Annotated in this window: 21 protein-coding genes; 6 read left to right on the top strand and 15 right to left on the bottom strand. The window is 48.0% G+C overall.

Annotated elements, in window-relative coordinates:
• The first annotated feature begins 69 nt into the window (after positions 1-69).
• A complete protein-coding gene (locus tag ACSTTO_RS06585) occupies positions 70-762 on the top strand; it encodes a bestrophin-like domain (RefSeq protein ID WP_439272360.1) in 693 nt (230 codons plus the stop codon).
• Between the two features lie 188 nt (positions 763-950).
• Entirely contained in the window at positions 951-1,400 is a 450-nt protein-coding gene (locus ACSTTO_RS06580; protein ID WP_439272359.1) for a universal stress protein, read from the top strand.
• Between the two features lie 80 nt (positions 1,401-1,480).
• On the opposite strand, the gene ACSTTO_RS06575 is transcribed toward ACSTTO_RS06580, so the two are convergent.
• The 6 genes from ACSTTO_RS06575 to ACSTTO_RS06550 form a co-directional block, all read right to left on the bottom strand.
• Positions 1,481-3,151 carry an ABC transporter substrate-binding protein gene (locus tag ACSTTO_RS06575; protein ID WP_439272358.1) on the bottom strand — a complete coding sequence of 557 codons (1,671 nt, stop codon included), beginning with the start codon at positions 3,149-3,151 and terminating at the stop codon, positions 1,481-1,483.
• 379 nt (positions 3,152-3,530) lie between these two features.
• Positions 3,531-4,475, bottom strand: a complete 945-nt coding sequence (locus tag ACSTTO_RS06570) for an isoaspartyl peptidase/L-asparaginase family protein (RefSeq protein ID WP_439272357.1) — start codon at positions 4,473-4,475, stop codon at positions 3,531-3,533.
• A 358-nt stretch (positions 4,476-4,833) separates the two neighbouring features.
• The gene (locus ACSTTO_RS06565; RefSeq protein ID WP_439272356.1) at positions 4,834-5,685 is read right to left on the bottom strand and encodes a mechanosensitive ion channel family protein; all 852 of its coding nucleotides are present in this window, start codon (positions 5,683-5,685) and stop codon (positions 4,834-4,836) included.
• A 234-nt stretch (positions 5,686-5,919) separates the two neighbouring features.
• Entirely contained in the window at positions 5,920-8,148 is a 2,229-nt protein-coding gene (locus tag ACSTTO_RS06560; protein WP_439272355.1) for a glycosyltransferase, read from the bottom strand.
• 505 nt (positions 8,149-8,653) lie between these two features.
• Positions 8,654-9,328 (bottom strand): DsbA family oxidoreductase, encoded by a 675-nt coding sequence (locus tag ACSTTO_RS06555; protein ID WP_439272354.1) that lies wholly within the window; start codon positions 9,326-9,328, stop codon positions 8,654-8,656.
• Positions 9,329-9,339: 11 nt separating this feature from the next.
• Positions 9,340-11,175: an extracellular solute-binding protein gene (locus ACSTTO_RS06550; protein ID WP_439272496.1), complete on the bottom strand. Its 1,836-nt coding sequence runs from the start codon at positions 11,173-11,175 to the stop codon at positions 9,340-9,342.
• Positions 11,176-11,695: 520 nt separating this feature from the next.
• Between ACSTTO_RS06550 and ACSTTO_RS06545 the strand changes: the two genes are divergently transcribed.
• Complete coding sequence (locus ACSTTO_RS06545) at positions 11,696-12,313, top strand: invasion associated locus B family protein (RefSeq protein ID WP_439272353.1); 618 nt, start codon at positions 11,696-11,698, stop codon at positions 12,311-12,313.
• 146 nt (positions 12,314-12,459) lie between these two features.
• On the opposite strand, the gene ACSTTO_RS06540 is transcribed toward ACSTTO_RS06545, so the two are convergent.
• Entirely contained in the window at positions 12,460-13,671 is a 1,212-nt protein-coding gene (locus ACSTTO_RS06540) for a YbfB/YjiJ family MFS transporter (protein WP_439272352.1), read from the bottom strand.
• A 165-nt stretch (positions 13,672-13,836) separates the two neighbouring features.
• A complete protein-coding gene (locus ACSTTO_RS06535; protein ID WP_439272351.1) occupies positions 13,837-15,051 on the bottom strand; it encodes an NADP-dependent isocitrate dehydrogenase in 1,215 nt (404 codons plus the stop codon).
• 314 nt (positions 15,052-15,365) lie between these two features.
• Between ACSTTO_RS06535 and ACSTTO_RS06530 the strand changes: the two genes are divergently transcribed.
• Complete coding sequence (locus ACSTTO_RS06530) at positions 15,366-16,322, top strand: RNA methyltransferase (RefSeq protein WP_439272350.1); 957 nt, start codon at positions 15,366-15,368, stop codon at positions 16,320-16,322.
• Between the two features lie 11 nt (positions 16,323-16,333).
• Complete coding sequence (gene murI, locus ACSTTO_RS06525) at positions 16,334-17,161, top strand: glutamate racemase (RefSeq protein WP_439272349.1); 828 nt, start codon at positions 16,334-16,336, stop codon at positions 17,159-17,161.
• A 105-nt stretch (positions 17,162-17,266) separates the two neighbouring features.
• On the opposite strand, the gene ACSTTO_RS06520 is transcribed toward murI, so the two are convergent.
• The 3 genes from ACSTTO_RS06520 to ACSTTO_RS06510 all read right to left on the bottom strand — a co-directional run bounded on the left by ACSTTO_RS06520 (position 17,267) and on the right by ACSTTO_RS06510 (position 21,367).
• Entirely contained in the window at positions 17,267-19,480 is a 2,214-nt protein-coding gene (locus tag ACSTTO_RS06520; RefSeq protein ID WP_439272348.1) for an esterase-like activity of phytase family protein, read from the bottom strand.
• Positions 19,481-19,609: 129 nt separating this feature from the next.
• Positions 19,610-20,953 (bottom strand): DNA polymerase IV, encoded by a 1,344-nt coding sequence (locus ACSTTO_RS06515; RefSeq protein ID WP_439272495.1) that lies wholly within the window; start codon positions 20,951-20,953, stop codon positions 19,610-19,612.
• Between the two features lie 108 nt (positions 20,954-21,061).
• Complete coding sequence (locus ACSTTO_RS06510; RefSeq protein WP_439272347.1) at positions 21,062-21,367, bottom strand: DUF3572 domain-containing protein; 306 nt, start codon at positions 21,365-21,367, stop codon at positions 21,062-21,064.
• Positions 21,368-21,627: 260 nt separating this feature from the next.
• Between ACSTTO_RS06510 and ACSTTO_RS06505 the strand changes: the two genes are divergently transcribed.
• Positions 21,628-21,999 (top strand): response regulator, encoded by a 372-nt coding sequence (locus tag ACSTTO_RS06505; protein WP_113943017.1) that lies wholly within the window; start codon positions 21,628-21,630, stop codon positions 21,997-21,999.
• 137 nt (positions 22,000-22,136) lie between these two features.
• On the opposite strand, the gene rpmG is transcribed toward ACSTTO_RS06505, so the two are convergent.
• The 4 genes from rpmG to ACSTTO_RS06485 form a co-directional block, all read right to left on the bottom strand.
• Positions 22,137-22,304: a 50S ribosomal protein L33 gene (rpmG, locus tag ACSTTO_RS06500; protein WP_439272346.1), complete on the bottom strand. Its 168-nt coding sequence runs from the start codon at positions 22,302-22,304 to the stop codon at positions 22,137-22,139.
• 101 nt (positions 22,305-22,405) lie between these two features.
• Positions 22,406-23,560 carry an MFS transporter gene (locus tag ACSTTO_RS06495; RefSeq protein WP_439272494.1) on the bottom strand — a complete coding sequence of 385 codons (1,155 nt, stop codon included), beginning with the start codon at positions 23,558-23,560 and terminating at the stop codon, positions 22,406-22,408.
• A 48-nt stretch (positions 23,561-23,608) separates the two neighbouring features.
• Complete coding sequence (locus ACSTTO_RS06490; protein WP_439272345.1) at positions 23,609-24,412, bottom strand: NUDIX hydrolase; 804 nt, start codon at positions 24,410-24,412, stop codon at positions 23,609-23,611.
• A 28-nt stretch (positions 24,413-24,440) separates the two neighbouring features.
• Positions 24,441-24,893, bottom strand: coding sequence for a DUF983 domain-containing protein (locus ACSTTO_RS06485; protein WP_439272344.1), 453 nt, complete (start codon positions 24,891-24,893; stop codon positions 24,441-24,443).
• Positions 24,894-24,906 lie beyond the last annotated feature (13 nt).

Here is a 24,906-nt window from a genome sequence, read left to right as displayed (position 1 = left end):
AGTATGTCGCCTGTTATTCTGTTTTTTCTTTTTTTGATATGCGGAATATTTTTTTACTGTGTAAGCCTGTTGTTTTTGCGTGTTTTTGCCAAACAAGCCTCGCAGGATATTCTTACCCTGCCTGTTGCAGCCTTTGTTGGCACTGTTGCCACAGCTTGGGCGCTGGCACTGGGATTTGTGGCGGCGGATATCTGGTCGGCCAATAGCCGGGCAGATCAGGCGGCCAGTGATGAGCGGTCTTCAATCATTCGTCTGGTAGGCATGGCTGTGCCAGATGCTTTAAATGAGGTGACCCTGCTTGAGGCATTGACTGCTTATCGTATAGCGGTGGTGAAGGAGGAATGGCTGAAAAGCGGCAATGTGCGCCCCGAAAAGCCGGTTGAGGAAGCGCTGCAAAATATTCGCATTGCGCTGATTGATCTTGCTGCCACGGATATTTCTCCGGCACTGATGGCCAAGATGGTACAGGATTTTGACGAGATGCAGGATGCGCGCAATACCCGCCTTGCTGTGGGGGCAAGCTCGGTCAGCTTTTTTAAATGGTATCTGGTGCTTTTTCTCACATTATTATCGCTTGTGGTGATTGCTGCCGTTCATGCAGACAGGCCAAAAGCCGGGCGCAAGGCTTTGGGGATCTATACGGTGACAGCGGTGACAAGTATGTGGATTTTGGCCATTCATGCCAGCCCTTATCACGGGGCGGGGCGTATTGAGCCGTCTGTCTTATTCAGCAGCCAGAAAAATGCACAGATATTGCCGTGAGAACTCAACTGCTATGTGAAAAAAACGGGTCTGTTTTTTTAGAAATATTTTGCGAAAAAATATTTCATAGTTTCAGGCTTCTGTTTTAAAAATATCATGATCGGTGATAATATTAAAAAAGTAAAAATTCTGCCTAGGCATTTTAACAGCGCCATATGCAGGATGGAAACCGGAACAGGAAGCGTGTGATGTATAAGCATATTCTCATCGCAACAGACGGATCTGAACTGGCTGAAAAAGGGCTGGAGCAGGGGGTGAAGCTGGCGGGTAAGCTTGGCAGCAAGGTAACGCTTGTTACGGTGAGTGAGCCGTTTCCGATGATGGCAACCGCAAGCAGCGCCGGCTGGATTGCCAGCCCGAAAGATATTGAAATCTATAATGAAAATCAAAAAAATCAGGCAGAGGCGGTTTTGGAAAAAGCGCGTCTTTATGCGCAGGATCTGGGCGTGAAGGCTGATGTGAAATATATTGAGGAGCGCTGGCCTGCTGAAGCAATAGTGGAATTTGCCGAGAAAAGTGATGTGGATCTTATTGTGATGGCATCCCATGGCCGCCGTGGTATCGGGCGTTTGCTGCTTGGCAGCCAGACCAGCGAAGTGCTGACCCACACAAAAACGGCAATTCTGGTGGTGCGATGACCAGTAAACAGAACTGCGTGCTGTAATCTCAACGATCGGAAAATGCCCCGTATGAGCAGAGAATACGGGGCATTTATTTGTTATTCCTTATGTGCTTTCAATACATAATTGGCATCAGGTGAAATGATAAAATCTTTGACCTTGTTGGAGACCACTGCCACTTCTGTAAATTGATAGATCATGGTGAACGGGCTGGTATCGCGGAATTCTTTTTGAATATCGAGATATTGCTGGGCCCGTTTATCTGTATCCTTTTCCATAACTGCGGCCAGTGTTTGTTGCGTGAGTTCAGGGATAACCCATGAATTGCGCCATGCACTGGTTTTGGAAACAGCATCATCAGCATTATCAAGATTGGTCACAAAAGTATCGGCATTGGTATGGGGATCCCAGTAATCAATTCCCCATTGGCCGATATAAATATCATGTTTGCGGGCACGATATTTGGTTAGTGTTTGTTTGCCGTCTCCGGGGATAATTTCCAGCTTGATACCAGCCTTGGCAAAGGTTTGCTGGATGGATTCCGCAATGCCGGTTACAGGCTGGGTATTACGCACATCCATGGTGATGGAAAAACCATCTTTCAGCCCCGCTTTTTCAAGCAGTTCTCTGGCTTTTTCCACATTCAGCTGAAATGGCTTTTCTGTTGATGCGCCAAGCATGCCGGCAGGCAGAAAATTTTGATGAATGGTGCCGATACCTTTAATCAGGGTGGACTGGATTGCATCATAATCTACCAGATATTTAACAGCCTGCCGCACTTCCGGTCTGGACAGGATATCGTGTTTTTGATTGAGGCTGAAATAATAGATAATACCCTTGGGTGCGCTGGCAATATGGAAGCGTTTGTCGGCGGTAATTGCTTCCAGATCACCGGGCTCAAGATTGCGCGCCACATCAATATCACCGGCGTCAAGCATAATACGCTGTGATGCGCTTTCCTTGACATGACGGTAGATGACGCGCTTGAGAGGCGGCTTTTCACCATCATAATTTTCATTGCGCTCCATCATTATAATTTCATTGGGGCGCCAATCGCGGATGATATAGGCGCCGGAGCCGGCATAATTGCGTTTCAGCCATGCATGGCCAAAATCATTATCAATTGCGGAGCCGTCAGTTGGGGTTACCGGTTTTGCATGTTCTTTCAACAGTTTACTGTCAACAATGGAGCCGACTGTTGCAGACAGGCAATTATAAACAAAGGATGGGGCAAAAGCTTTTTCCGATGTGAAGATCAGCGTATCATCATCTTTGGCATAGATTTTCTCATCAACATTTTCTTTTGTCAGGCCAAACTGACTGAGAATAAAAACCGGACTCTGGTCAAGTTTAACTGCACGTTGCAGGGAATAAGCGGCATCATGCGCTGTCACCGGATTGCCGGAAGCAAATTTCTGCCCTTTGCGAATTTTGAAGGTAAAGGTTTTTCCATCTTCACCGACATCCCAGCTTTCGGCAATATCCGGCACCAGTTTGGATGGGTCTGTATAATCGGTGCGCACAAGACGGCCATAACTGTTTCCCAGCATTTCTGATGTGGTAATTTCAAAAGACTCTGCCGGATCAAGTGAAATGACATCATCAATTGTCATGGCAATAACCAATGTGTCATCGGGTGTTGCCGCATGGGCTGCAGGCAGAAACCATGCACAGGATAAAGCAGTGCTGAAAGCCAGCGCCACAGGCAGGCATGTGCGTTTTGGCAGATTTGTGTGTCTTGAATGACCGGACGATATTGTCAGTTTCATTTCAAATTTCCCCATCATGACATTTTCAATTGCATTTGCGTGATTGAAAATGCTTTGTCTTTGTGTGAAGCGCCTTATATCCGGAGAATTGCTTTTTTTCGGATTGCGCCTGATCTGACTTGTTAAATTATTTTTTAGTCAGATAAGGGGAGCCTAAAGAAACAATATGAAATATCCAACAGTTTTTTAAATTATTATTATAATCGCGGGCGGAAAATGCGGATATTTATTTTAGATATATCTGTTTTAAATATGGTTTTAGAAAATATAAAATCTTGCAAAAAAGCTGAATGGCCGGTTTCTGTCTGATATTTATGCCTGAGTTGCAGAAGCGGCCGCATGATATTTTTCTTTCGCGGCCGCTTTCCATGTCTAATCTTTATTCTGTATCGTCACCGTAAATACCGGTATGAATAATGCCATCGGCGCCGCACCATGCACGATACATGCCCGGGCTGTTAAACGGCAGTTGAATATTGCCTTTCGCATCAATTGCGACCAATCCGCCGGAGCCGCCAATTTCACCAAGTTCACGCACCACATCGCCCGCTGCCTGCTCAAGGCTTTGGCCTGCCCAGCGCATACGGGCATCAATTTCATGACCAACCGCCCAGCGGATAAAATATTCACCATGGCCGGTGGCGGAAATTGCTGCTGTTTTGTCATCGGCCCATGTGCCGGCACCAATAACAGGGCTGTCACCAACGCGGCCGGGTGTTTTGGCGGTCATGCCGCCTGTGGAGGTGGCGGCTGCAATATGGCCGTGGCAGTCCAGTGCAACAGCACCGACCGTGCCGTGTTTGCGTGCCGGATCACCATCATCGGCAAGGCCAAGGCGGCGGCGCTCCATTTCAGCTTTCAAGGCATTAAGACGCGCATCGGTGGAAAACCATTCCGGCGGCATTATTTCCAGATCCGCATTTTCACAAAAGCGGCGGGCGCCATCGCCGGCAAGAAAAACATGCTCTGTCTTTTCCATAACCGCCCGTGCAGCAAGAATGGGGTGACGAGGCCCGCAAATGCCTGAAATTGCACCACATCTACGCGTTGCACCATCCATGACAGCGGCATCCATCTCATGGGTTGCATCTGTGGTGAATACTGCGCCACGGCCTGCGTTAAATAGCGGATTATCTTCCAGAGCCATTACGGAAGCCGTTACGGCTTCAATTGCATTACCGCCTTGACGCAGGATTTTAAGCCCGGCTTCAAGGCAGGCGCGTAAACCGGCATGATATTCCGCTTCCCGCTCAGGGGTCATATTGGATTTAAGGATTGTGCCGGCGCCGCCATGAAGCGCAATGACAGGTGTGGAGACAGACATTTTATTCCTCAATTTCTCATATTATGCGATGCGGCCTCAGAACAGTCAGATCCTTCTGCGGATTAAAGCATTCTTTCGGAATATTTAGCTCATCGCATTGTCATTTTGCTCAGTCTGATTCAACAAGGCATACACGGCCTCCGGCAAAAGAGGGACTTGCCGGCGGCAGCGCGTGCCGAACCAAATTGCAATATGTGTTTTATAATGTTTTTCACGTGTTGCACGAAATTCCTGCATCGAGACTGCAGAATAATGTGTATGACTGGTCTTGATATGATTATGTCAGGTATTTGGCCGGATTTTTGATTGAAAACGGAGCCGGCAGGAGGGTTGCCGGCTTGAAGCGATATTTTAAAAATCAGATTTTATCTGTTTTATTAATATGTGTTGTAACCTGCGGGTAAGGAATATTAATACCAGCTTTATCAAAGGCTGTTTTGGCCTGTGCGGTTGTATGGCGAACCACAGACCAGTAATCATCAATTCCGATCCAGTAGCGGCAGCAGATGATAACGGCACTTTCTGCCAGTTCTGCTACAAATAAGACCGGTTCCGGCTCGCTTAGCACTTCTTTTTGTTCGGTTACAATAGTTTTCAGAATGCGCATTGCCTCCTGAATATTGTCTTCATAACCAATACCGATTTTAAAATCATGCATGCGCATTTTAAGGCGGCTGAAATTTATAACAGGCGTATTCCAGAGAGAGGAATTGGGTGCCATAATATAGAGACCATCATAGGTTTTCATTTCTGTGGCGAAGAGGCCAATCTCTTCAATTGTGCCGGTTATGCTGCCGGCGGTGATAAATTCGCCAACCTTAAATGGTCGTAACAGCAGTAACATAATACCTGCTGCAATATTTTGCAGTGTACCCTGCAGGGCCAGACCGATTGCCAGACCAATAGCACCAAGTGCGGCCAGTATGGAGGCGGTTTGAATGCCGAATTGACCAAGCACCATGACGAGTACAATGATCAGGATAGCATAACGCACAGCTGCGCTTAAAAAGCCGATAAGTGTTTTATCGAAGCGTTTAAAACTGGTAAGGGAGCGGCGCGTCCATCTATATGCAATACCGGCAATGAGCCAGCCAATACATAAAATGATAATTGCACCGATGGTTGATATAGCATAGCTGACAATCAAATTAGAGATTTGAAGGGCAAATTTATGAGAGTTGGCAATTAATTCTGCAGTTTGTGCTTGCATCGTTTAACTTCTTTTTTTGTTAAAATTATAATTGCAATTTTTTTCTATGCTAAAAATAAAAACATTGCAGATTGTAAAAGGATTTCAGAGTAAAATAAATTTAAGTTATCGAGGGTCGATAGATATCTTTAAAATTATCTATCAACTCCCGATATTTAAATAAGAAAAAAGTTATGCTTATTTTATTATTGTAATTATTTTTGTCTTACTTTCAAGTGTGTAACTTAATAGTATTTATTGGAGTATTCTTTTTCCAAATTTTGCTATCATAAATAGTGTTTGAGCTGTAAAGTTTATAATAAAATTGCCGTGTTTGCGCAGCTTTTTGCCGAAAGGGTGATGCAAGACAAATTGATAATATCCGCGTGTCATCTTATCAAGGCGGCCTCCAAAGCCGATAGGCGGGGCTATATGCGGCTGTTCAGAGGCAGAGGGAAATGTCGGATTGCTGTACATTTTATTGGAGCCATTTGCGTTAAGAAAGGCGATAATTTCCCGACTGTATTTCTCAAATGTTTTGTGATGTTTATTAATTATGAAGTTATAGTTTTTTTCCCACAAGTGAGCTTTATCCTGAAAAAGAGAGCCTGGCCGAACGCGATAATTAAATAAAGCATGTGGTATCATGACGCCGCGTATACCTGCGCAAACAAGGCCAATTGTACTATCCCAGTCATCAAGAAACATGCCCAGCTCAGGGTCATGTTGCGCATGCGCTAGATATGCCTCTTTCCGAACAATTATTCCGGCGCAATTGGTTGAGTTGAAAATTAATTGTCTTGGCATCTCAGGGTTAAACGTCGTCCAGATTTTTAAGGTACCTGTATCGTCAAAATCATTATTCCAGCATCCGACAAATCCAACATTGTTGTAATGTTCAAGGATGCTGACTGCTCGCTCGTAATAAGTTGGTTCAATTGTGTCATCAGCATCAAGTAGAGCGATATATTTTGCTCGTGCAGCAGCAACACCTATATTTCTTGTATCAGCAACACCTGAATTTTTCTTTTTGATCAGCTTTATTCGTTGATCAAGTGATGGAAGTTCTTCTATAATTTTTTTGCTTTTTTCATCAGTAGAACCGTCATCAACAATAATTATTTCTATATTGGTTAGAGTAGAAATGATGACAGATCTGACTGTTTCTTTGACAAGATCCCCAAGGTTATAATGTGGTATAACGACACTTAATATAGGGTCTTTAATATTCGTATATGAATTTTCGAATACTCTTTGTTCTCCGGTCACAAACGGGAATATTTTAGGGTGTTTGGGGGGTAAAGAAAGTACTTTTTCTCTTTTAGTCATATAGATTTGGTAATTGCAAATATTTTTGACTTTTTCAGCTGCTAACCTGCCCATATGCTTGACTTGCTTGATTGAAAGATCATCAATGCGATGTATAATTTGTTCAGTTTCTATTGGGTTTTCGGCATCAAATATGAAGCCTGTTACCTCATGCTCCAATATTTCTGCGTGTCCGCCGTTCTGAGAGGCGGCGACAAGCCCGTTGTCTGCCATATGTTCAATGACAGAATAGGCAAAGGTCTCGTATTTCGAAGGATGAAAAAGTGCTTTTATCTGGCGCAATTCTTTTCGAAGACTTGCATGGTCAATGTTACCCCTAAAAATCAGTTTTTCATTAATAATCCATTTTTGATACTTTGTTTTTAAAAACTCAATATTCGATTGGCCGTTATTAATTGTTACATCCGCGCCAAATATATGTAGTGGTGACTGTCCTCCGTTTTGCCAATAATTATCAAATACCGCGATTAGTTGCGGTATTCCTTTTTGAGGTGATACCCTTGAAACGGTCGCATATCCCTGAAGTGATACCTTTTCGTTTGGTGGCAGATCGGATAGTGGCTCGTATAAATTGTGAATAACGGTAATCTTTCCGTAATCTATTCCCCAATTTTTTATTAAAAAATCAGCATGAAATTGACTGGGTGATATAATTGCGTCAGCTCCGAGTAAGCAAAATTTTTCCATTTCTTTTATAAAGTATTTTTGAATTTGGAAAAGATTTTTACCTTCCAACTCTTCGATATATGAGACAGGGCAGTGACTTGTTACTAAGATTTTTAGATCTTTAAAATTTTTTTCAAGCGTCAGTTTTCTTTGAATAGTAAAATATCCAATACCAAAACCATCCGGAAATTCTATCCAGTCAGCACTATATCCGCTTTCCATTAAGGATTTTATTTTGTTTGAAATTGCGTAGCTAATTGATGGCCAATATCCCATCCATTTAAATATAGTATCGTATGACGGGTTCCATTCAATAATATTGACGACCCCGTCAATATATTTACGCTCATTTTTTAAGTCATGATTGATTGCAAGAACAGTGGCTCGTTTTCCAACAGCGTTATGTGCACGGATTAGGTTTCTGATATAAGTGGATAATCCGCCACCACTGGAACGAATTGGTTCAAATGTTACAATCATGTCAACCATGTCTACTCCTGGGATAAGCTGGCAAATAATTGCTATATGATTCTTATTTTCTAATTTAGTTATATAGTATATAAATATAAGAATGTATGCTGCACATAGCCTGTGCCATAGAGATGATCCGTTATGGAATTCTCTTTAATCCCGCAAAGAAATTTAAATTGTTTTTTGGCGAAATAAATTATCAGGATAATGAGGGAAGATGCGGGTAGTCAGGCATCTGAGACTTGTCGCAAGCGCGATGTTAAAAATGCCGCAATTACTAGTAGAAAGCCAGATTGGTTGATACTAAAGTGTTTTGCGGTCTTCCCGTTTTTGCAAATGACGAGTAATGCAAGATAGTTACATAATCTTGTGTTGCAAAATATATTTTAATATTTGTATGGAATATTCAGAATATGATTTTTGGCGTTTCGTGTCCGCGTGATATTAGTCTTCGTCGTTTCTGAATTCTGAAAATACCGATAAATGAAAACGCCCTGCAATACAGGGCGTTTTTGTTGGCTAATTACCGGTCTTCGCTCAGGCCCGGTTCATAGCCTTGCGCAATCTGGCGGATTGCATCGGCCAGAGCCTGCGGGGTTTGTGCGCCCATAACCGCATATTTTTGATCAAGAATGAAGCAAGGCACACCGGTTACGCCCATTTGGCCGGCAATGGCAATTTCCCCGCGCACATTGTCTTTGTCCGTATCTTCTTCCAGCAGGGTTTGCACAATAGTATATTCCATGCCGGCATCTTCTGCCGCCTCGGTCAGAATTTCATGATTGCCGATATTTTCGCCTTGCTCAAAATAAAGGGAGAATAATTCACCAACAACACGATCCTGCATCTCTGCACTCACTTCCCCCGCCCAGCGGATCAGGCGGTGTGCGTCCAGCGTATTGGGTGATACTTCAATCGCTTCAAAGTCAAACTCAATGCCTTCTTCCTTGCCAAGGTTTGTCAACTGATCGTGCATTTCATTAATCCGGCTTTGCGAGCCAAATTTTTCAATCAGATAGCGTTTGCGCTCTTTGCCTTGTTGGGGAATGGCCGGATCAAGCTGAAAGGGACGCCAGCGCACCTCAATATTCAGATCAGGAAGCATTTTGATTGCTGCTTTCAGGCGTTGACGGCCAAGAAAACACCACGGGCAGACGACATCGGAAATGACATCGATTGTGATTTGTTTATTTGTCATGAATTTACCGGTCATCCTTTGTTGTTAGGGGTGGTCTCAGCCCACCATGTAGGGAACTGATAGCCATAAAGCGAGGTTGTTTGCGGAATTTTTATATGTGACCACCGCGCAACCTGTTGTTTGGGCAAATAATATAGCGGCAGATAATAACTGCCGGAGATCAAAAGCCTGTCAAAAGCCCGCACCGCATCGGTAAAGTTTGCACGATCCCTTGCCGCCAGCATTGCCTCAATCATAGCATCGAGAGCCTGGTCCTGTGCGCCTGGATAGTTGAAACTGCCCTGTGCATCACGTGAGGCTGAGCCCCAGCGCATCCATTGCTCATTGCCGGGGGAGAGTGAGGCAGAAAGGGCGCCAATAATCATATCATAATCAAAGTTTTGCAGCCGCTGCTGATATTGCGCATCATCGGCGCTGCGAATTTCGGCAATAATGCCAAGGCGCGCAAGATTGCGCTTATAGGCCAAGGCAAGCTTTTCCTCATCAACCGAACGGGTCATAATTTCAAAGCTCAGACGCGTGCCTTCCGGTGTGAGCGCCACACCGTTTTCAAACTGAAACCCTGCTTCAACTAGCAAATTATAGGCTTTTTTGGCAGGCCTGCGATCATGGCCGCTGCCATCGGTTGTGGCGGGTTGCCAAGTGCCGTCCATCACTTCCGGCAACAGCCTGTCCTGATAGGCTGCAAGGAGCTGTTTTTCGCCCTCACTTGCCGGCCGGCCGGCCGATGACAGAACCGAGCCCTGCCAGAAGCTGGTTATACGCTCATACTGATCAGAAAACAGCGAGCGGTTTGCCCATTCAAAATCAAATAATTCCGAGAGGGCACGGCGCACTTTAACATTGGCAAATTTCTCGCGCCTTGTATTGAAAACAAAACCAAGCATATTGGCCGGCGTGCCTTTGGTGAAGGTCTCTTTAATGACTTTTCCCTGCGAGTGCGCCGGAAAATCATAGGCCTTGTTCCAGTGATTGGGCGAACCATCCACATAAACATCAACGATGCCTTTTTTAAAAGCCTCAAAATAGGCAGTTTCATTGCGAAAATATTCAATAATAACAGTGTCGAAATTGCTAAAACCCCGCCGGCTTGGCAGGTTTTTACCCCAATAATCAGGGTTGCGCCGATAGGTGATGCGCTCGCCCGGTTTGACATTTTCTACCAGATAGGGCCCGCTTGCCACCGGCGGCCTGAGTGAAGCCTTGCCAAAACTTTCCCGATCAACGGCATGTCGGGGCAGAACCGGCATGGTGGCTGCCAGCAAAAGCGGAAATTCCCTGTCAGCCTTATCATTGAAGGTAAAACGAATGCCGCGTTCTCCGGTTTTTTCTATTTTTGCAATACGGCTCATGCGGGCATTATAGGGCGGGCGGCCTTTTTGGGTTAAAATATCATAGGTGAAAATCACATCTTCAGGTGTTACCGGCAGCCCGTCAGACCATTTGGCTGCAGGATTCAGGCTGAATTCAATGAAGCTGCGCGCATCATCAGTTTTAACACTTTCAGCCAGAAGACCATATAATGTGAAAGGCTCATCGGCAGAACGCTGCATCAGTGTTTCATAGACCAGATTGCCGAAATCCCCGTCATTGAACATGCCCCGCGCTGTGGTGCGCATGCTTTGCAGCACAAATGGATTGAGACTGTCAAAAGTACCGACCACGCCATAGGTAATAGTGCCGCCCTTGGGCGCATCTGCATTGGCATAGGGAAAATGCGTAAAATCTGCTTTCAGGGCAATATCGCCATGCATGGAGAGGGCATAAGCCGGCTGATCGTGCGGGGCGGTCTTTTCCTGTGCCTGTGCTTTTGCGGAAGCTATAAAAGATGCAGGCACAGCTGCCATCAACGCCGATGTTCCCAGCATTGCAAGTGCATGGCGCCGGTTGATGATGAGCGGGAAGGGCGATGGCTTTTTGAGCATAGGTAAACCAAAAGTCTGACAGGGCGATATTTTTCGTTTGCGGCAAAATTGATTCGCACTATAAGCCGATAATGGCGCATTGTTTTAGCGCAAATGTGCCGGATTTTTCCGGATTATTGTTTTGTAATTGGTTGTAACTGTTTGATTGTCCGGTAATTCTGCTGTGATTTTCCTGAGTTTTATAGCGCAATATGACGTTAAAAAACTATGGTTAACAAAACTGCACTGGATAAAGCATCTCAGGCAGTGTAACACCACAAATAAAGCAGGATCATGCTCTTGCCGCATTTTATGCGCAGTCATGGTGCGGAATGCGGTTTATCACTGATCCGCAGAGGAAGACGATCCGCAAGATAATTATGGCGCTTTTGCCTGACACCGCTGATCAGGCACGGCCACAAGATTGATTAGAGATCAGAGTGTTGAAAGGAACCTGTTGATCATGACCAGCACGAAGACATTCGCTGCCGCATCCGCATTTGCCGGCGCTGTTGCCCTTATTGCAACCGCGACCCTTCCGACCACAGCTCAACAGCTGCCGCCGCAGGGATGGTTCAAGGTCTGCTCAAAGCAGGAAGATAACGATATCTGCAACACACAGAATATTGTTACGGCAGATTCCGGCCAGCTTTTAACAGCGATCAATCTTATCGAGATCAAAGGCAAGATTAACCGCAAAATTTTTCAGGTTTCTGTTCCAACCGGCCGTCTTATTCCGGCAGGTATCGGTATGCAGATTGATTCCAACAAAACCACCAAGATTGAATATGGCATCTGCTTTCCAGATCGCTGCATTGCAGAGGCGCCATTGACCGATGAAATGATCAATGGCCTGAAAAAGGGCGGCAAGCTGACCCTTACTTCTGTGAATTTCCAGAACAAGCCGAATCCGATCACAGTTGCGCTGACCGGTTTCTCCGATGCGCTGAATGGCAAGGGCTTGCAGCAGAATGAACTTGAACAGCGCCAGAAAGAACTTCAGGAAGCTGTTCAGAAGCGTCAGAAAGAATTTGAAGCCAAGATGAAGGCAGAACAGGAAAAGGCAAAAGCCGGTAACTGATCCTGATTATCAGGCAAAAAATTTTAAAGGGCGCCTCCGGCGTCCTTTTTTATTGGAGAAATGATGAAAATGCAGCTTGCCCCAATGGCGACAACGCCGGAATATATGGCGGTGACCTATTACATTCCTGCATGAAGATTAGTGCATTAAATGATAGCCGGATTGCGGGGGAGATCCCGTTGCAGGGCTGCACAAATCACCGCCAGCAATAACAAGGCGGCAGATGCCCATAAGCCGCTGGAGAGATTATGGGTAAGGTCATTAATCAGGCCGATCAGCACCGGGCCTGCAATCTGGCCGGCAGAAAACATCACCGTCATCATGCCAATAGCTGCCGCCCAGCCCTGTGGCGGAAAATTGCGGCGCACAAAAACCGTGGTTGAGGCAACAACCGCAAAAAACGCACAGCCAAAACAGGCAGCAGAGATCATCAGTATTATCGGAGCGGAAGACAGGATCGGCAAAAGAGAGGCGATCATGGTGATCAGCGATAACAGCGCAAATGCATAGCCATGCAGCAGTTGTTTCTGAATAGCCGCGCACACCCATGGCGAGCAAATGGCGCCAAGGCCAATCACAAACCAGAAGGCCGATTGCAGCAAGGCTGTGCCGCCGGAATTCTGCACCCATGCAATCATAAAGGTCATATAGGCAATATAACCGGCGCCGACAAACAGATAGCCGGCAAGGATTCCGCTCATTTTGCGATAATTAACCTGATAAAGGGCGGATTTTTGCGCAGGTTTATGAATATGCACATTTTGCCCGCGGGCACCATATAGCAGCAGGGCAAGCGGTGTTGCCAAGGCGGCCAGTGCTGCCCAGGCCAAAGGCCACGAGCCTGCACCGCGCCAAGCAATCAAAAAAGGCAGCAGCAGGCCGGATAGCAAAATGCCGATACCAGGGCCTGCCGCATAGAAAATGCCGAGAATGACAGAACTTTGCTGCGGATGGCGCTGGGCAAGTGCTGTGGTCAGCAAGCCGCCGGCAACAAAAGCCAGCCCCGCGCTGAAACCTGCCAGAAAACGCGCCAGATTAAGCAGGATTATATTGCGGAAAATCGCACAAAGTGCCAGTGAAACGACAATGAGACAGATATTGATGACCATCATCTTATAGGCGCTTATCATGCGCAAAAGCCGCGCTGCCAGCATGGCGCCAAACAGATAGCCAATGCCGTTGCTGGTGTTCATCCATCCGGCATCCGCATAAGACCAATGCAGATCAGCACGCATATCCGGCAAAACCAGCGCATAGGCAAAACGGGCAAAGCCAAGCCCTAAAGCCGGCACCATGGCAAGCGACAGCACAATGGCAAGGGCATTTTCGTGGCTGTGTGGATGGAGCTGGTCTGTCATCAGTTCATTCCGGTCTGGCGTTTATTCCGTTTTGGCCAAAATAGTCTGTACACTCAATATTCGTGTTTATACAAGCAAGTAGCCTTGCTGCATCTGCGATCTGTTATTTGCGATAAAAAAATCCCCGTCTGAAGATCAGACGGGGATTTTATAAGCCTTGAATATTCAGGCGGCCATTGCTTTTTTCAGGTTCTCATCGATCTTGTCGAGGAAACCAGTGGTGGAAAGCCAAGGCTGATCCGGACCGATCAGCAAAGCCAGATCCTTGGTCATGAAGCCTGATTCAACAGTGTCGATGCACACTTTTTCCAGCGTATCGGCAAAGCGTTTCAGCTCGGCATTATTATCGAGCTTGGCGCGATGGGCGAGGCCGCGTGTCCATGCAAAGATCGAAGCGATCGAGTTGGTTGAGGTTTCCTCACCTTTCTGGTGCTGGCGATAATGGCGGGTAACGGTGCCGTGAGCAGCTTCAGCTTCCACAGTCTTGCCATCCGGTGTCATCAGCACCGAGGTCATCAGGCCGAGCGAGCCAAAGCCCTGTGCAACGATATCCGACTGCACATCGCCGTCATAGTTCTTACATGCCCAGACATAACCGCCAGACCATTTGAGGGCAGAGGCCACCATATCGTCGATCAGGCGGTGCTCATACCAGATTTTGGCTTGCTTGAACTGATCGGCAAATTCAGCGTCGAACACTTCCTGGAAAATATCTTTGAAACGGCCATCATAGGCCTTGAGGATGGTGTTCTTGGTGGACAGATAAACCGGATAGCCGCGCTGCAAACCATAATTGAACGAGGCGCGGGCGAATTCACGGATTGATTCGTCAAGATTGTACATAGCCATGGCCACACCGGAGGATGGTGCGTCATAGACTTCATGTTCAATCACTTCACCGTCTTCACCAACGAATTTGATCGACAATTTACCCTTGCCGGGGAATTTGAAATCGGTTGCGCGATACTGGTCACCGAAAGCATGACGGCCAACGATGATTGGCTGGGTCCAGCCCGGCACCAGACGCGGCACGTTTTTGCAGATGATTGGTTCGCGGAAAATCACGCCGCCGAGAATGTTGCGGATGGTGCCGTTTGGCGATTTCCACATTTTCTTGAGCTTGAATTCTTCCACGCGGGCTTCATCAGGGGTGATGGTTGCGCATTTTACACCAACACCATGTTCTTTAATGGCATTAGCGGCATCAATGGTCACCTGATCATTGGTCGCATCGCGGTTTTCTACCGACAGATCATAATATTTCAGATCAATATCGAGATAGGGATGGATAAGTTTGTCTTTGATAAATTGCCAGATGATGCGGGTCATCTCGTCGCCGTCAAGCTCAACGACGGGATTTGCAACTTTGATCTTTGCCATAAAAACCTCTCCTTCATGAAGTTGTGTCCCTATAGCATTGCTTGTTACGCTCGCAAAGTCCTAACGGGCTTGTACGGGCAGGAATGATGAAATTCTCAAATAAATATGATTTTTTCAGATGCCGGATAACAATTTCTGTTTTTCTGTAAGAGCTCTGTCACGCGATTTTTTATCAAAGGGGCTGTGGATTTTTTAAAACCGCGCTTTTGTGCCAATTGCGGATTTGAATTTGCATCCGCCAATCTGTAAGGAAACACGCAGCAAGCGTGCAGCGCCGGTGAGATGTTGCGCGCAAAAAATTTTTTGAGAAAAATATGGCCGGTACAGACAAACAGCGCCTGATGATTTCAGAAGGCCCAGCAATCATTCTTGTAGAACCGCAATTGCCGGAAAATATCGGCATGGTGGCGCGCGCTATGGCCAATTTCGGCTTAAGCGAATTGCGCCTTGTTAATCCGCGGGAAGAATTTCCTAATGACAAAGCACGCTCTGCCGCCAGCAAGGCTGATCATATTATTGATGGTGCGGTGCTTTATGATGATTTACCGTCAGCACTGGCTGATCTTAATTTTGTTTATGCCACAACAGCACGGGAGCGAGATGGCTTCAAGGCTGTGCGGGGGCCGGTGGAAGCCGGTAAAATCCTGCGTCAAAAATTTCGTGATGGTGAAAAGATCGGCATCATGTTTGGCCGTGAGCGCGTGGGGCTGAAAAATGACGAAGTGAGCCTGGCCGATGAGTTGGTGACATTTCCGGTTAATCCGGCTTTTGCCTCGCTCAATATTGCGCAAGCCGTGTTGCTGATGTCTTATGAGTGGATGAAATCCGGCCTTGAACAAGAGACGGATACCGTATTTCGCGCTCCCGAGCTGAAGCCGGCAACAAAGGAATATTTACACGGTTTCTTTAAACATTTGGAGGATGCTTTGGAGGCGAGGGGCTATTTTCGCCCTGAAGAGCGCAAGGAAATTATGGTGAATAATCTGCGTGGGGTGCTGACACGTCCTGCTTTTGCAGAATCTGAAATCCGGCTGTTGCGCGGAGTGTTGACTTCACTGGATTATTTTTCGCCGAAAAGCCCGCGGGGTTCCGGCGCGCCTGAAGGGCGCGCCAGAAAATCAGGTAATGATGCGCCTGAAGGGCGCGCCAGAAAATCAGGTAATGCTGCGCCTGAAGGGTGCGCCAGAAAATCAGGCAGTGCTGCGCCTGAAGGGCTGCTTGATAACACTATACAGACCAAAAATACCGGTGATAAGCCACGGCAAAACTGAAAGCTGGCACCATGCACACGATTGAACATTATACGGATAGTCGTCTTTTCAGCCAACTTGACGCACCGGTCATTGTGTTTGATAGCGGTATTGGCGGGCTGACAGTGCTGCGCGAGGCGCGGGTGCTGATGCCTGACCGGCATTTTATATATGTGGCGGATGATGCGGGCTTTCCCTATGGTTCATGGGAAGAGGCCGCCTTGCGGGAGCACATTATTGGTCTGTTTGCCGGATTGATCGGGCGTTTTCATCCGCAGCTTTGTGTCATTGCCTGCAACACAGCATCCACGCTTGTTCTGGATGATTTGCGGCAGGCTTTCCCCGATACGCCTTTTGTCGGCACGGTTCCGGCCATCAAGCCGGCGGCAGAGCGCACGCGCTCCGGCCTTGTTTCGGTGCTGGCAACGCCGGGCACGGTTAAGCGTGCCTATACACGTGATCTTATCCAGTCTTTTGCCACGCAATGCCATGTGCGCCTTGTTGGCGCAGAGCGGCTTGCAACATTGGCTGAAGCGCATATTCGCGGCGAAAAAATTGATGAAGAGCAGGTGCTGGAGCAGATTATGCCCTGCTTTATTGAGCAGGATGGCAGGCGCACGGATATTGTGGTGCTGGCCTGCACACATTATCCGTTTCTTGTTAATGTATTTCGCCGTTTGGCACCCTGGCCGGTAGACTGGCTTGATCCGGCAGAGGCCATAGCGCGGCGGATGCTCTCATTGTTACCTGAAAATAAAGACAAGACCTTGCATTATCATGCTGATCTGGCTGTCTTTACCTCTGCCAAACCGGATTACGCGATCCGCCGGCTTTTACAAGGGTTTGGGCTGCATATCTAGCGCGGTTCAGATCAGGCAACAATGCGCAAACTGCACTAAAACAGCAAGGCCGCGTATCAAACGCGGCCTTGTCTGCGCCTTGGGAGGGCGGTTTAAGATTTCAGTTCACTTGATCTTGCCGATGCTGAAGAACTGGGTTTCACCGGTGGAATCATCCATGCCGTCATTATCGGTCACAGCATAGCCAATGCCGTTTTTATCAATGGCAAAGCCTTCAATCTTATCGGGCACAATGCCATTAAGCTTTTTGAGATCCGGAATAAAATCATGCGCCAGTGTTTTTTCAACAAGCGGCAGCTTTTCGCCGATTTTAACCGGTTTCAGCCCCTCAAGTGCCACTTTATAAAGGCGCTTGATCGCAGCATTTTCGCCAATCTGATTATCACGCTCGATAATATAAAGCGCGCCATTATGGGCGGTAATCTCTGAAAGGCCGACCCAGCCTTTTTCTGCTTTATCAAGCGGATAGGCAATGGCAGTCCATTCATCATTTTTAATATTGTAGTGCAGCAGTTTAACCTGCCCCTTTTCATCATCTGCCCATTCACGCTGCATGGCAATCCACAGCGCCTCATCATCCCCTTCACCGGTGCGGGTAATGCCTTCAGCTCCGAAACGGATCTGGCCTTTAAGCAGCTCTTCCGGCAGGGCGATTTCTTTCTTGATCTCGCCTTTTTCATTCACATGGAGAATGGCATGCGGCACCAGTTTTTTCTGGTTGCCCTCATTGGCCAGCCAGAAACCGCCTTTGCCATCGGTGGCAATCCCTTCCAGATCAAGTTTTTGGGCTGCATCCGCACCGCGCTTTACCAATAAGGCAGAGGTGATTTTTGCCGGTTTTTGCGAAGCATCAATTGTGTAAATGGTTGGCGCTGCATAATAGAATGAGTCCGACACCGCATAAAAAATGTCGTCTTTATTATCATCAGCCACAAGGCCGGATAATGCGCCCCAGCCGATTGGCGTGCCATCTTCATTCATGGCTGAAACCAGTTGCGGATAGGCGGCCGGCTTATCCTGCAATTCATAAATCATCACATGGGAGCGTGCGCCACCTTCCTTGCCAAAATCTTTTTCATTGGCAGTGATCAGCAAATTGCGGGACGGGATAGCCAAGACACCTTCAGGCGCAATGCCCGATGGCAGCAATTGCACAAATTCCGGCTCCTTGCCGGTATCTTTATAAACGCCGACCATTGAGCCGCGCTCACTGGCAATGAACAAATAATCTGTTTGCCCAAAACGCGCTGTTTCCGCGCCTTCCAGCTCTACGCCCTTTTTGTTACGTTTTTCAGGATAATGGCCGTGGGCTGCAATTTTATATTCCAGACTATTGCCGGATTCATAAAGAACCCTGCCGGTTTTGTCGAAAATGCTGAAACCACGTGAGCCGCCTTTATAGTCGCCCTCATTGGCGGTGAGCAGGCGATCATCGCCAATCCATTTAATCGTATCAGGCTCACGCGCAACATTTTTCATGGCACCGTCAAAGCTGATCCTGCCGTCTTTTTTAGTGTCAATCTTGTCGAGATCAACCGTACCGGCAGAAAAATGCCCGCTGATCTTGCCGCTTGCCGCATCAACAATGACAATATGGTTATTTTCCTGCAAGGTAAGGGCAATTTCATTCTTACTGTTAATGCTTACAAATTCCGGTTCCGGATCTTCAGGAGCAATTTCCGCAAGGCCGGTCACATCAACCACTTTCATGGTTTTGCAATCCGGTTTACCGTCTTTCAAATCAAGAATAACCAGATTTCCGGCTGGCATTTGCGGCAGTTCGCCATCATTGAGCTCTTCATCGCGTTCATTTTCAATGGCTATAGCGAGAAATTTCTTATCCGGTGAAACAGCAACAGAATCCGGCTGGCCACCAAGATCACAGCTCATTTCAACCTTGCGCGCGGCAATATCAACCACATCAAGACGGCCTGAAGGCTTGGTATAGCTTTCTGATGTGTTGACGCCGGCCAGCACATATTTGCCGGCAACGGCAACGGATGTCGGTTCGCCTTCAACTTTGAGATAACCGCCGGCCTGCGGGGCGGATGGATTGGTAATATCCACAAAGCCAAGGCCGCCAAAAGGGCTGTCGGAATAAATCAGCATATTGCCATCTTCAGAAACGGTAATGATTTCAGAAGAGGTTTCCGACAAGGCATCAGCGCCCTCAGGCAGGTTTTTGCTGACAGCAAAGCTGGCAATCCGGTTGTAAACCGGTTCAGCAGAGGCTGAAATTGCAGCCGAACAGGCCAGCACAGAAGCAAAAGCCGTGATGAGTGAGCGTTGCAGCGGTTTGCTCAAAAGACGACGCGTCATAAATATCCCCAGATAATGCGTGAAATCTGAGCGAGGTTTCACCTTTGTCTGTTACATCGGAATGTCGATTTTATGAATAAATGATGACAGTAAACTTATTTCTGTCTGACGCTGTAAAAGTAAAAACAATTATTTATCTGATGGTGTCTGCGGGCGGGCGAGGTTGCCCTTGCCGAATGTATAGCCGGTTTCAACAGTTCCGGAGCCGAATTTTGAGCGCAGCTTATCCATGGCATTTTCAGCCGCGGCACGTTTTGCGGCCAGTTCATCCACCAGATCAGGCGGGTCGGCTTTTACCGCATCGGTCAGATCGCTCACGCCAATGCCAAGCAGCCGGTATTTGGTGCCGTTTATTTCTTTTTGCAGCATATATAATCCGGTGCGAAAAATCCGATCAGCAAGCTGTGTCGGATCACCAAGGCGATGATTGCGCGTACGGCTTTGAAAATCATGGGTCTTGAGCTTGAGCACCACAGTGTGGCCGGCTATGCCGCGTTGTTTAAGCCGCGCTGCCACTTTTTCTGATAAGGCACGCAAGACGGGCACCAGTTCTTCTGCTTTGGCAATATCAATATCAAATGTGGTTTCATTGGAGATGCTCTTCATCTCGCTTTCCGGCTGCACTGTGCGCGTATCCTGCCCGCGCGCCAGCCGGAACAGGCGCTGCCCCATAACGCCATAGGCCTTCATCAGCGCGGCTTCTTCCATTTTTTGTAACTGGCCTATTGTGTGCAGGCCATCGGCATTGAGGCGGGCATTCAGCGCCTTACCCACGCCCCAGATCATGGCAACCGGCTTATCTTCAAGAAAGCTCACCGCTTCTCTTTCACCAATCACTGAAAATCCGCGCGGCTTTTCCATGTCGGATGCAAGCTTTGCAAGAAATTTGCAATAAGACAGGCCGACAGAAACAGTAATGCCAATCTCTTGCTCCACGCGGCGGGCAAAATCTGCCAGCACAAGGGCAGGAGGGGCGCCATGCAGACGCGCCGTGCCACGCAGATCAAGAAAAGCCTCATCAATGGAAAGCGGCTCAACCAAAGGTGTGAGATCGCCCATCATCTTGCGAATCTGCTGCCCGACAATGCGGTATTTTTCCATATCCGGCTTGATAAAAACAGCTTGCGGGCACAGCTCAATTGCCTTGAAGGCAGGCATGGCAGAGCGCACGCCGTAAATACGGGCAATATAACAACAGGTAGAAACAACACCGCGCTTGCCGCCACCCACAATAACCGGCTTGTCACGCAATTGCGGATTGTCCCGCTTTTCAATGGAGGCATAGAAGGCATCACAATCAATGTGAGCAAAGCTTAAATCATAAAGCTCTTCATGGCGGATCACGCGCGGGCTGCCACAATGGCTGCAGCGTGGGCGCGGTTGCGTGCTGCGTTTTTTTTGCACTGTCAGGCAATCGCGGCAAAAACCTGCCAGCGGATCTGCTTCAGCAAAATAACCCGATACACCCTGCATCATCTTTAGCTCTGTATTGGCGATGAACATAAGCGGAACATTTGCACAATACAATCAGATGGTTGCAAGCGCCAGCAGTTTTTATCTTCTCTCTTCTGCCGGCTGTGATTATGTGGATTGTTCGTAAAAATTGTTGCCGCCGGGCAAGAAGTGCAGTGCCTTGCCAAGGCTTTCCGGTTTGTGCCCGCTGGCTTTGCTGAATTGCATCAGCGTTGGCTCATGTGCCAGATAGAATTGCAGCACACCGGTAAGAAAAGCCGGCTCCTGCGCAGCTTCACGGATGGAGGAGGCCTCAATACCTGTGAGTGATAAAAAACGGCTCAGCAAATCGGGTTGCTGTGCCAGAAATACCAGCGCCTCAATTGCCAGATTTTCAGCATCATTTTGATTGAGGATTGTTTGGGAACTTTGCATATCCGGAGCCGCTTTTACAATTTGGCAACTTTAATCACATTTTTTGCTTTACAGCAGCTGTTTAAAACCAATTTATCCGCAGTTCAATGTTATGCTGGATAAAGGCTGTGCAAGCTGGCTTCTTGCAGTTCGTACAGACAGCCTGTATGGCCGTTTGATAATGGATGCCGGTGATTGACGTAAACAAAAAACTGCGAAATGCTGCAGTTGAAAAGAGCGGATTTGTTCAAACCGGGGTTTGAATTACAAGGTAATTTTTCATGACCAAAAAAGTAATGATCGTTGAAGACAATGAGCTAAATATGAAGCTGTTCCGCGATCTGATTGAAGCCAGCGGTTATGAAACCATCCGTACGCGCAATGGTCTGGAAGCTATGGATCTGGCGCGCATTCACCATCCGGATCTGATTCTGATGGATATTCAACTGCCGGAAGTCTCCGGCCTTGAAGTGACCAAATGGCTGAAGGAAGATGATGAGCTGAAAGCCATTCCGGTGATTGCGGTGACAGCTTTTGCGATGAAAGGCGATGAGGAGCGCATCCGTCAGGGTGGTTGCGAGGCCTATATTTCCAAGCCCATCTCGGTGCCGCGTTTTATCGAGACGATTAAATCCTATCTCGGTGATTTATAAGCTATTTGACCGGATATTAAATGCGCTCTGGCAGACAGGGCACATTTTTATTTATCTGCCTGCAGCGGATAAACATGCAAAGGGCAATAAAAAACGCCGTTCCGGACGACGTTTTTTAAAAGCCAATAAAACCAGAATTATTTAATTTTGGTTTCTTTGAATTCAACATGCGCTTTAGCGATAGGATCGTATTTACGCTTTGTCATTTTCTCAGTCATTGTACGGCTGTTCTTCTTGGTTACGTAGAAGAAACCGGTGTCTGCGGTCGACAACAGCTTGATTTTGATTGTTGTAGCCTTAGCCATAACGTTATACCTGCTTTTTGAAATAATAAAACCGCCAGCTCGCCGGCGATTTCATCCGGGTGCGGGAATTTGGCGCGACACTACGGATACTCACCAAAAAGTCAAGCCCGCTCTTTACGAACAACCAGCCTGATCAGCACAATTATGATAAAAGCTGCAAAAAATAGCGATAATGTAACCGGAAAACCCGATGCGCCGAGCAGATCCATGCCGATGCCGGCAGCCTGCGGACCGGCCAGCATGCCGATACCGTAGCAGAAAATAAATGCCGCATTGGCCGAAGCAAGCTCACGCCCTTGTAATTGTGAACCAAGATGCGCAAGGCCAACCGTATAAAGACCAGCCACAACACCACCCCAGATCAGAAGCAGCGAGGCCATCAAATACCATCGGGTTATCACATAGGGCAGGGCAACCATGCCGGCAAAGCCGATAAGCGCGCAGACCAGAAGCAGGATGCGCCGGTCACCGATGCGGTCGGAAATCAGCCCCAGAGGAATTTGCAGCAGCACATTGCCAAGCCCCACCATAGTGAGCAGCAATGCGGCATCCCCCTCATTAAGGCCGGCGCGGGTGCCAAAAACCGGAAATAAAGCAAAGCCGCCGGTTTCTACCGCGCCATAAACAAAAACCGCCATTGTCGCGGCAGGCACCACAAAAATATATGGCAGGAAAGGCACATGCTCGCCTTCCTCAAATTCAGGGCTGTCCTTGCTGGCAAGAGCCACAGGAATAAAGGCCAGCAAAATTATGGCACAGCCCATGGCAAAAGGCATAAATCCGGCGCTGCCAATGCGTGAGAACAACCACGGCCCCACAGCAAAGCCCAATGAGAGACAGGTAGCATAAATACCAAGAACAAACCCGCGTCTGGCCGGTGGCGCAGAGGTGTTGACCCAGTATTCTGACAGCACAAACAGCACGGTCAGCGCAAAATGCAGGCTGACACGCAGGGCAAACCATGCCCAGATCTGCGGAAACAGATAAAAACCCAGAAAGGACAAACAGCTGATCAGCAGCATAAGCAGCATGGAGCGGGCAACGCCGAGATAAGAACCGATCCGTGCTGAAAGAGCTGCACCAAACAGCGAGGCAAGGCCGGCCACCGCCGTATTAGCGCCGATGATACTGGCAGAATAGCCGCGGCTTTCCAAAAGCACGCTCAGCAGCGGTATGCCAAGGCCGATTGCTGCCCCCACCGCACTGATTGTGGCAATGGCTGCGGCAAGGGAGCGCCCTGCAGCCCGCGATTGCATGGGGTTTTCAGGAGCGGTGTTGGTGGAAAGATCTGGCTGCATAGAGTTTTAAATGACCTCACGGACATGACGGCCATGCCGCATATGATAAAAGGGAACCGGATATATAGAGGATAAACTCATATCTTCGAGCAGAAGTTTTTCAATATCCTTCAGAATAATACGGGTTATACCGGCAAGATTTAGCTCTGAAGCTTCTGAAAAGCTCACAAAGCGCAGGTCAGACAATTCCGGTTCGCTATAGGCAGATGATTCTCCCCGTATTATGTCTGCAATATTTTTGCCGGAATCATCCTTGCATGGGCTGATCTCGTCCAAAAAACTGGCAAAAAAACGCGTATCATAGCGGCGGTTATGGCCGGGCGGTGTGATGGCGCGCGCCACATAGCGCAAACGCGATAAATCCGGCAGGCGCTTGCTGCGGGCAAAACCGCGCCATGGGTGATTTTGCGCATTTTCATGCGGTGTGCCAAGCAAAAGCCCGGTTTCCTCATAGGTCTCCCGTATGGCTGTCATTGCCAGAGCGCGTGCGCGCCTTGCACTGGCGCGGCTGCCCATGCCGGCAATAAGTTTGGCCTTATCCTGCTGGCGCAGATGATTGGCCGCGTTTATTCTGCCGTCTTGCGGATCGGTGCCGCCGCCGGGAAACACAAATTTATCCGGCAAAAAATCCATCGCGCGCGCCCGCCTGCCCATGAGGATGCGCGGTTCGCGGCGGCTGCGGTCGATGATGATGAGGGAGGCTGCATCGCGCGGGCGAATAAGCGGTGGCCGCGGGGTCTCTGCGCCCATATGTCGGTTATGTGGTTTACATTCCTGATGCAAGGCATCCTCCGCACCGGTGCACGACATTGGCAAATCAGGTAAAAATCGTGGCAAATCAGGTAAAATCGTCAGAGTTTTCCTTGTCAAAGCCATGCATATAGAGTGCCCATTGCAGCCCGATTGTTGCCCCCTTGATCGGTTGCAGCAAAATGAGCGATAGCAGGATTGTAACGGGTGTCCAGATAGCCAGATGCCCCAGAAGCGATAAACCGCCCATATTTTCCACCATCATAAACAGTGCGACAACCACATGGCCGACAATAAGAACAGTGAGATAAGCGGGCAGGTCATCGGCGCGCTGCGGCGTATAATCTTCATGGCACACAGAGCAATTTGGCACAGGACGCAGAAAAGTGCGGAACAATTTGCCTTCACCGCAATGCGGGCAGCGGCACATAAAACCGCGCTTCATGGCTTGTCCGAGCGGGCGGGCAGCGCGTAATGGTTTGGAGCTTTCTCCGCCAAAAACCTGGCTGTCAGTTCCGATAAAACCCTGTTCTGTGCTCATGATCGTCTCCTGT

The organism is Pseudochrobactrum albidum (genome assembly GCF_051851455.1).
GTDB lineage: Bacteria > Pseudomonadota > Alphaproteobacteria > Rhizobiales > Rhizobiaceae > Pseudochrobactrum.
Note: the sequence above shows the minus strand (reverse complement) of the source record. Positions and strands in the feature narration are given on the sequence as shown.

Bases quoted from the DNA above. Each gene is read 5' to 3' on its own strand.
- ACSTTO_RS06580 (WP_439272359.1), top strand. From the start codon at position 951: ATGTATAAGCATATTCTCATCGCAACAGACGGATCTGAACTGGCTGAA.
- ACSTTO_RS06575 (WP_439272358.1), bottom strand. From the start codon at position 3,151: ATGAAACTGACAATATCGTCCGGTCATTCAAGACACACAAATCTGCCA.
- ACSTTO_RS06570 (WP_439272357.1), bottom strand. From the start codon at position 4,475: ATGTCTGTCTCCACACCTGTCATTGCGCTTCATGGCGGCGCCGGCACA.
- ACSTTO_RS06565 (WP_439272356.1), bottom strand. From the start codon at position 5,685: ATGCAAGCACAAACTGCAGAATTAATTGCCAACTCTCATAAATTTGCC.
- ACSTTO_RS06560 (WP_439272355.1), bottom strand. From the start codon at position 8,148: ATGGTTGACATGATTGTAACATTTGAACCAATTCGTTCCAGTGGTGGC.
- ACSTTO_RS06555 (WP_439272354.1), bottom strand. From the start codon at position 9,328: ATGACAAATAAACAAATCACAATCGATGTCATTTCCGATGTCGTCTGC.
- ACSTTO_RS06550 (WP_439272496.1), bottom strand. From the start codon at position 11,175: ATGGCAGCTGTGCCTGCATCTTTTATAGCTTCCGCAAAAGCACAGGCA.
- ACSTTO_RS06545 (WP_439272353.1), top strand. From the start codon at position 11,696: ATGACCAGCACGAAGACATTCGCTGCCGCATCCGCATTTGCCGGCGCT.
- ACSTTO_RS06540 (WP_439272352.1), bottom strand. From the start codon at position 13,671: ATGACAGACCAGCTCCATCCACACAGCCACGAAAATGCCCTTGCCATT.
- ACSTTO_RS06535 (WP_439272351.1), bottom strand. From the start codon at position 15,051: ATGGCAAAGATCAAAGTTGCAAATCCCGTCGTTGAGCTTGACGGCGAC.
- ACSTTO_RS06530 (WP_439272350.1), top strand. From the start codon at position 15,366: ATGGCCGGTACAGACAAACAGCGCCTGATGATTTCAGAAGGCCCAGCA.
- murI (WP_439272349.1), top strand. From the start codon at position 16,334: ATGCACACGATTGAACATTATACGGATAGTCGTCTTTTCAGCCAACTT.
- ACSTTO_RS06520 (WP_439272348.1), bottom strand. From the start codon at position 19,480: ATGACGCGTCGTCTTTTGAGCAAACCGCTGCAACGCTCACTCATCACG.
- ACSTTO_RS06515 (WP_439272495.1), bottom strand. From the start codon at position 20,953: ATGCAGGGTGTATCGGGTTATTTTGCTGAAGCAGATCCGCTGGCAGGT.
- ACSTTO_RS06510 (WP_439272347.1), bottom strand. From the start codon at position 21,367: ATGCAAAGTTCCCAAACAATCCTCAATCAAAATGATGCTGAAAATCTG.
- ACSTTO_RS06505 (WP_113943017.1), top strand. From the start codon at position 21,628: ATGACCAAAAAAGTAATGATCGTTGAAGACAATGAGCTAAATATGAAG.
- rpmG (WP_439272346.1), bottom strand. From the start codon at position 22,304: ATGGCTAAGGCTACAACAATCAAAATCAAGCTGTTGTCGACCGCAGAC.
- ACSTTO_RS06495 (WP_439272494.1), bottom strand. From the start codon at position 23,560: ATGCAATCGCGGGCTGCAGGGCGCTCCCTTGCCGCAGCCATTGCCACA.
- ACSTTO_RS06490 (WP_439272345.1), bottom strand. From the start codon at position 24,412: ATGTCGTGCACCGGTGCGGAGGATGCCTTGCATCAGGAATGTAAACCA.
- ACSTTO_RS06485 (WP_439272344.1), bottom strand. From the start codon at position 24,893: ATGAGCACAGAACAGGGTTTTATCGGAACTGACAGCCAGGTTTTTGGC.